The organism is Ancylobacter sp. 3268 (genome assembly GCF_031456575.1).
Taxonomy (GTDB): Bacteria; Pseudomonadota; Alphaproteobacteria; order Rhizobiales; family Xanthobacteraceae; genus Ancylobacter.
Map to the genome: position 1 here is coordinate 26,368 of NZ_JAVDUX010000027.1, position 6,165 is coordinate 32,532.

General features: G+C 67.2%; 7 protein-coding genes. 5 read left to right on the plus strand and 2 right to left on the minus strand.

The annotated features are described in order from the left end of the window. Window positions 1-86: 86 nt before the first annotated feature. Both J2X65_RS25340 and J2X65_RS25345 read right to left on the minus strand, forming a co-directional pair. Window positions 87-1,073, minus strand: a complete 987-nt coding sequence (locus J2X65_RS25340; protein ID WP_310207811.1) for a TRAP transporter substrate-binding protein — start codon at window positions 1,071-1,073, stop codon at window positions 87-89. A gap of 74 nt (window positions 1,074-1,147) precedes the next feature. Next, window positions 1,148-1,942, minus strand: a complete 795-nt coding sequence (locus tag J2X65_RS25345; RefSeq protein ID WP_310207814.1) for a fumarylacetoacetate hydrolase family protein — start codon at window positions 1,940-1,942, stop codon at window positions 1,148-1,150. A 105-nt stretch (window positions 1,943-2,047) separates the two neighbouring features. On the opposite strand from J2X65_RS25345, the gene J2X65_RS25350 reads away from it, so the two are divergent. Genes J2X65_RS25350 through J2X65_RS25370 form a run of 5 tightly spaced genes read left to right on the plus strand, consistent with a single transcriptional unit; the run spans window position 2,048 to window position 6,143 of the window. After that, entirely contained in the window at window positions 2,048-2,725 is a 678-nt protein-coding gene (locus J2X65_RS25350; RefSeq protein WP_310207818.1) for a GntR family transcriptional regulator, read from the plus strand. A 49-nt stretch (window positions 2,726-2,774) separates the two neighbouring features. Continuing rightward, window positions 2,775-3,614, plus strand: coding sequence for a 5-dehydro-4-deoxy-D-glucuronate isomerase (gene kduI, locus J2X65_RS25355; RefSeq protein ID WP_310207820.1), 840 nt, complete (start codon window positions 2,775-2,777; stop codon window positions 3,612-3,614). Then, window positions 3,611-4,390 carry a 2-dehydro-3-deoxy-D-gluconate 5-dehydrogenase KduD gene (gene kduD, locus J2X65_RS25360; RefSeq protein ID WP_310207822.1) on the plus strand — a complete coding sequence of 260 codons (780 nt, stop codon included), beginning with the start codon at window positions 3,611-3,613 and terminating at the stop codon, window positions 4,388-4,390. The genes kduI and kduD overlap by 4 nt, the downstream gene beginning before the upstream one ends. A gap of 8 nt (window positions 4,391-4,398) precedes the next feature. Next, entirely contained in the window at window positions 4,399-5,295 is an 897-nt protein-coding gene (locus tag J2X65_RS25365) for an SMP-30/gluconolactonase/LRE family protein (protein WP_310207824.1), read from the plus strand. Continuing rightward, window positions 5,292-6,143, plus strand: a complete 852-nt coding sequence (locus J2X65_RS25370; RefSeq protein WP_310207827.1) for an NAD(P)-dependent oxidoreductase — start codon at window positions 5,292-5,294, stop codon at window positions 6,141-6,143. The genes J2X65_RS25365 and J2X65_RS25370 overlap by 4 nt, the downstream gene beginning before the upstream one ends. Window positions 6,144-6,165 lie beyond the last annotated feature (22 nt).

Consider the following 6,165-nt stretch of genomic DNA (forward strand, 5'->3'; position numbering starts at 1 on the left):
CTGATGCCCGCCGGCGGGCGCTTCGGCCCGCTCCGCGCCATTGGCGGAAGCGGACCAACCGGCCTTGACCGGGGTGAGCGGCGCGCTCATTGGACGGCCTGGATGCGGGTGACCAGATCCTTCATCTTCGGATCGGTGACGAAGCTGTCATAGACCGGCTTCATCGCCTCGATGAAGGGCGTCTTGTCGACGGTGAGAACCTTCACGCCGGCGTTGCGGACCTTCTCCTCCGACGCCTTCTCGCGCGCCAGCCACAATTCGCGCATCTTGCCGACCGAATCCCTGGCGGCCTGGCGCAGCAGCTTCTGGTCGTCGGGCGAGAGCTTGTCCCAGCTCACCTTAGAGATCACCAGCGCCTCGGGGGCCAGCGAATGCTCGGTCAGCGTGTAGTTCTTCGCCACCTCGAAATGGCGCGAGGATTCATAGGACGGCCAGTTGTTCTCGGCGCCATCGACCACGCCCGTCTCCAGCGAGGAATAGACCTCGCCGAACGGCATCGGCGTCGCATTGGCGCCGAACGCCTTCATCATCGCGATCCACAGGTCCGACTGCTGGACCCGGATCTTCATGCCCTTGAGATCGGCCACCGACTTGATCGGCTTCTTGGTGGTGTAGAAGCTGCGGGCGCCGGAATCGTAGAAGGCGAGGCCAACCAGGCCGTGCGGCTCGAAGGCGGCGAGGATCTCGTCGCCGATCGGACCGTCCACCACCTTGTGCATGTGATCGACGGAGCGGAACAGGAACGGCAGGCCGAGCACCTGGGTCTGCGGCACCAGATTGTTGAACGGCGCGGTGTTCACGCGGTTCATGTCGATGACGCCGAAGCGGGTCTGCTCGATGGTGTCCTTCTCGCTGCCGAGCGCGGCATTGTTGAACACCTGGATGTCGAGCCGGCCATTGCTGCGCTGCTTGACCAGCTCACCCATATATTTCACCGCCTCGACGGTGGGGTAGCCGTCGGGATGGATGTCGGCGGAGCGCAGCACCGTCTGGGCGCTGGCGCCCATCGGCGCCAGCATGACCGGGGCGAGCGCAAAGGCGCCGGCGACGCAAAGCATGCGTGCGAAGTTCATTGGCGTTGTCCTCCTAGGATCACAAGCGGCATTTTCTGCCGTCATTGGTGTTGTCGCCGCCGGGCGGCATACCATCACGCGGCGGCGGATCGCTCCGACGCACGCGCCTTGACGCGGAGGCCGAAGCCGCCGACGCCGGGAAACTCGATGCGGGCCTCGTCACCGATGCGCACATCGTGCACGCCGGTGGTCATGCCGGTAAGCACGATGTCGCCAGCCTTCAGCCGCCGTCCGCGGCTCGCAAGCTGGGCGATGAGGAAGGCGACGGATTCGTAGGGACCGCCGGCGACACGCGCCGCGCTGCCCTCCCCCACGCATTCGCCGCCGATCAAGGTGCGGGAAATCAGCCGCTCCCAATCGCCGTCGGCTGGCGGCGGGATCGCCGGGCCGATGAGGGCGCCGGCATTGTTGCCGTGATCGGAAATCACGGCACCGGGGCCGAGATCATTGATGCTGGCGAGCGGGCTGGAGGCGATCTCCGAGCCGGCATGCAGCGTGGCAAAGCCGGGAATCTCCGCCGCCGCCACCAGCCCTTCCGGCGCGTCCGCCGTGAGCCGCACCACGAATTCGGCTTCGATCGCGGCGAATCCGCCCCGATAGACGAACACCTCGACGCTGCCGCCGTCCTCGACCTGTTGCACCGCATCGGCGAAAACCGGCCCGACGAGGCGCGGCGCGTCGTAGCGTTCCCGAAACGCCGGAGGGATGCCCGCCACCTTCCAGCCGGCGAGGCGGCGTGGAGTCAGCCGCAACGTTTCCTCCTGCACCGCATAGGCCGCCGACAAACTGTCCGGCAGCACTCCCGGAAACCCCGCCAAGGCGCGCGCCTCGCGCCGCGCCGCGACAAATTCCTCTGCCGTGCTGGGCATTTGAGCCTTCCCGCAATGCTTTCTTCGTTTTTGGTATGGTAGATACTGCCTCTAGTATGGTAGAACGTCAAGCACCAATCGAAACCGCATCGGGAGTGGCTCAAGGTGAATGTGGAGGCCGGCGAGATTGCGGAGAGCAGCGCGCGTCGCATCGAGCGCGAGATCCGCAAGGCCATCATCACGCTGGATATCCAGCCCGGCTCGCCGCTGTCCGAGCAGGAGATCGCCGAGCGTTACGCGGTGTCGCGCCAGCCGGTGCGCGAGGCGTTCATCGCGCTGGCCCGTGCCGGCCTGGTCGAGATCCTGCCGCGGCGCGGCACGTTCGTGGTCAAGATCTCGCTCGACCGCATGCTGGAGGCCCGCTTCATCCGCGAAACGCTGGAGGCCGGCGTGGTGCGCCGCGCCTGCGAGCGCTTCGATGCCCGCGTGCGTACCCGTATCGACTTCTACCTCGACGCCCAGCAGGTCGCCGCCGAGGCCGGCCAGCATTATGAGTTCCAGCGCGCCGACGAGCGCTTCCACGCCGCCCTTGCCGAGGGCGCCGGCTGCCCGACCGCCTGGTCGGTGATCGATGACATCAAGGCGCATATGGACCGGGTGTGCCACCTGACCCTGCCTTCGGCGACGGCGCTGCCGCGGCTGGTCGAGCAGCATCGCGCCATCCTCGCCGGCATCGACGCGCGCGACCCCGACCGCGCCGAGGCGGAGCTGAAGACACACCTGTCGGAAATCCTGAAAGCCTTGCCGCAGGTGCGCGCGGCCCATTCCGACCTGTTCATCTGACCCATCGACAGGGCCGGCCAACGGTCCGACATGCCCCGGGAGAGAACCTATGGATATCCGTCACGCCATCCATCCGGATCAGGCCGAAGCGCTGGATACGGCCGGCCTGCGCCGACATTTTCTGATCGACACCGTGTTCGAGAGCGGCGCCGTCCGCGCCACCTATTCGCACTATGACCGCATGATCGTGCTCGGCATCGCCCCCGCCGCCGATGCGCTGACCCTGGACGCGGCGTTGGCGAAGGTCGCGGGTGCCGATTATTTTCTCGAACGGCGTGAACTCGGCGGCATCAATGTCGGCGCCGGGCCGTTGAAAGTGACCGCCGATGGCGAGGTCTTCGTCGTGGAGACGCAGGAAGCCCTCTATCTCGGCAGGGGCGCACGCGAGGTGAGCTTCGAGAACCTCGATTCCGCCCGGCCGGCCCGCTTCTACGCCAATTCCGCGCCGGCGCATCAACGCCATCCCAGCCGGGTGGTGCGTCAGGCCGAGGCGTCGCCGCAGCCGCTCGGCGCGCTGGAGACGTCCAACCAACGCACCATCTTCAAATATCTGCACCCCGGCGTGCTGCCGACCTGCCAGATCGTCATGGGGCTCACCCGGCTCGAGGGCGGCAGCGTGTGGAACACCATGCCGGCCCATACCCATGACCGGCGCATGGAATCCTATTTCTATTTCGAGGTGCCGAGGGACAGCTTCATACTGCACCTGATGGGCCGGCCGGAGGAGACCCGCCACCTGGTGGTGCGCAACCAGCAGGCGGTGCTGTCGCCGCCATGGTCGATCCACTCCGGCGCCGGCACCGGCTCCTATGCCTTCATCTGGGCGATGGCCGGGGACAACCAGTCCTTCGCCGACATGGATTTCGTGCCGATGGGAGAGCTGAAATGAGCCAGACGGCGCGAAACCTTACCGGCCTGTTCGACCTCGGCGGCAAGACCGCGCTGGTGACCGGCGCCCGCACCGGCATCGGCCGTGCGCTCGCCGAAACGCTGGCCGAAGCCGGCGCCGACATCATTGGCCTCGGATCGCGCGCCATGCCGGAAACCCGCCGCGCCGTGGAAAGCCGGGGCGCGCGCTTCCACGAGATCGTTCGCGATCTCGAAGCCGGCGGCGACTTCGCCGTGATGCTGGCAGGGATCGCCGAGGATTTCGGGGCGCCGGATATTCTCGTCAACAATGCCGGCATCATCCGCCGCGCCGACCTCATCGATTTCACCGAGGCGGACTGGGACGCGGTCATGGCGATCAATCTCAAGAGCGTGTTCTTTCTCTCCCAGTCGGTGGCGCGCGACTGGATCGCCCGCGAAATCCAGGGCCGCATCGTCAACATCGCCTCGTTGCTCTCCTTCCAGGGCGGCATTCGCGTGCCTTCCTACACCGCCAGCAAGCATGGCATTGTCGGCCTCACCCGGCTGATGGCCAACGAGCTCGCCGGCAAGGGCATCACCGTGAACGCGATCGCCCCCGGCTATATCGAGACCGACAACACCGAGGCGCTGCGTGCCGATCCGGTACGTAGCCGGCAAATTCTCGAACGCATCCCGGCCGGCCGCTGGGGTATGCCCGATGACCTGAAAACGGCCTTGCTGTTCCTCGCCGCCCCGGCATCCTCCTATGTGACGGGAGCGGTGGTGCCGGTCGATGGCGGCTGGCTCGCGCGCTGAGGCCGGTCATGGATGTGGAAACCTCAGCGCGGCTGATCGTCGACAGCCGCTGCGAGATCGGCGAATCCCCGCTGTGGGATGCCGGTCGGCAGGCCCTGTTCTGGGTCGATATTCCGGCTGGCACGGTGTTCCGTCTCGACATTGCCAGCGGCGCGATCCGCAGGTGGGATTTTCCGGCGCCGGTCGGCAGTCTCGGCCTCGCCCGCTCCGGCCGGCTGGTGGTGGCCGTCGGCGGCGAGGTTCGGCTGCTCGATGCCGAGACCGGCAAGCACAGGCTGCTGGCCGTACTCGAACCGCGTTTCCCGGAGTTCCGGCTGAATGACGGCAAGGTCGGTCCGGACGGCGCCTTCTGGGTCGGGTCCATGCACGATGTGGCCCCGGAGCGGCAACGGCCCGAAGCCGTTCTCTATCGCGTGACCGCCGATGGCCGCGTCGAGCGGAAGCTCGACGGCTTCAAGGTTTCCAACGGGTTGGCTTGGACCGGGGACGGGCGCGGCATGTTTCATACCGATTCCCGCGGCCCCTGGATCGACCGCTGGGATTTCGACCCGTCCAGCGGCGCGCTTTCCGCCCGTCGGCGCCTGCGCGAAATGTCCGAGGCCGAGGGCCGTCCGGATGGCGGCGCCTGCGGCCGCGACGGACTCTATTGGAGCTGCGGCGTCTCGGCCGGCTGCCTCAACGGCTTCGATGCCGACGGTCAACTGGTGCGCAGGATCGCGCTGCCGCTGCCGGCGCCGACCATGCCCTGCTTCGGCGGTTCGGGGCTGGGCACGCTCTACCTCACCAGCCTGCGCAAGGGGATATCTCCGCAGAAGCTGGCCGATGCGCCGGCCTCCGGCGGCGTGCTGGCGCTGGACATCGGCGTCGCCGGGGTGCCGATAACCCTGTTCGAGGATGCACCATGACCGAACCGACGGAGATCCGCCCGCTGCTGCTCACCGGCGCCTCCGGCGCGCTCGGTCGCGTGCTGGCGGCGAGGCTCGCGCGCGCCGATCGCCCGATGGTATTGAGCGATATCGTGGAGCCGGCTTACGATCTGCCGCCGAATAGTCGTTTTCAGGCCGCCGACCTCGCCGATCGCGAAGCGGTGGGCCGGCTCGGCACCGATTTCGCCGCGATCGTGCATTTCGGTGCAGCCTCGACCGAACAGGATTTCGACGCCATTCTCGGGCCGAACATCCTCGGCACGCATCACATATTCGACCTCGCCCGGGCCGGTCGGGCGCGGGTGATCTTCGCGTCCTCGAACCATGCCATCGGCTTTCACCGCCGCGGCGTGCTGCTGGACGAGGACTGCGACCTGCGCCCGGACGGCTATTACGGGCTGAGCAAGGCCTATGGCGAGTTGCTGGCTCGGCTTTACTGGGACAAGCACGGGCTGGAGAGCCTGTCGATCCGCATCGGCAGTTGTATCGAGCAACCAACCGATGTGCGCCATTTGTCGACGTGGCTGAGCCATTGTGATCTGGCAGGGATTATTGAGGGTGGCCTGGGGTGTTCGGCTCTTGGGTGCCGGATTGCGTGGGGTGTGTCGAGGAATGCGCGGTCGTGGTGGCGGCGCAACGAGGTGATCGGCGGCGAGCCGGTGGATGAGGCGGAAGCCTTTGCCGGGGTGGTAGTGTCTGGGGCGTCGGAAGCGGACCCGGTGTCGGCTCGCTACCAGGGGGGGACGTTCTGCGCCGCCGGCTATGACCGGGATGGGTTTGCGCCGGACGAGGTATTTGTCTGGCGCGGCGGGAGCGGGAAGGGCTAGGCGGCGGGGACTGTGGCCGGTG